Annotated in this window: 1 protein-coding gene; it reads left to right on the top strand. The window is 41.8% G+C overall.

Annotated features, from left to right (window positions below):
* Window positions 1-682 (top strand): tetratricopeptide repeat protein (locus tag ACFINZ_RS10760; protein WP_375701515.1); only part of this gene is annotated, 682 nt, incomplete at its 5' end.
* Window positions 683-722: the final 40 nt, after the last annotated feature.

The raw sequence follows: 722 nt of genomic DNA, 5'->3' as shown, positions 1-722 counted from the left end.
TATTTCTCGCGGATACGGGCAAAATCCTCCTTCACTTCCTGCGGAACCTCCTTCTCCACAATTGCTTTTGCCCTTGGATGATCTGATCCCCAATGATCCTTCCTCAACACCAGCTGAGCCTAATTCTGATTCGGCAGCGACCATTCTTGAAGATTTTGATGCTGTTCACCAATCTTATGCCCAGAGAACTGAACAACGAAAAGAAGCAGAAATTTTACGCTTACTTAAAGAATTGAAATTTTGTGCCGATGTTGAGAAAGCAAGAAAGATCAGTCAGCAACTTCAGCGTTTATGGTCACAATCAGGCAGTGAGACGATTGATCTTTTGATGTCATGGGCTGAAAATGCGATCAATACGGACAATTATGGTCTTGCTCTTGATTACATTGACAATGCTCTTGCACTTTTACCAACTTACGCTGAAGGCTGGATAAGACGTGCTTGGGTGCATATTCAACTGAGTGATTTTAAACTTGCCATGCTTGACCTTAATCATGCTCTAAAACTCGAACCGCGCAATTATATAGCATTTTTTGAGCTTGGAATTACTATGGAAGCAACAGAACGTCCAAAGCTTGCACTTAAAGCTTATGAAACGGCATTAGACTACTATCCACAAATGCAGAGAATTCAAAAGCGCATTGAGGCTCTGTTAGACGAAAAATCACCGCAAGCTCTTTAAACGCATCATGCATGAATGAAGCGCACCTTAACGATCTTCA

It is taken from the genome of Bartonella sp. AA81SXKL (assembly GCF_042196945.1).
Classification (GTDB): Bacteria; Pseudomonadota; Alphaproteobacteria; order Rhizobiales; family Rhizobiaceae; genus Bartonella.
The sequence above is the reverse complement of the archived record's forward strand: the minus strand, read 5'-3'. Positions and strand labels throughout refer to the sequence as shown.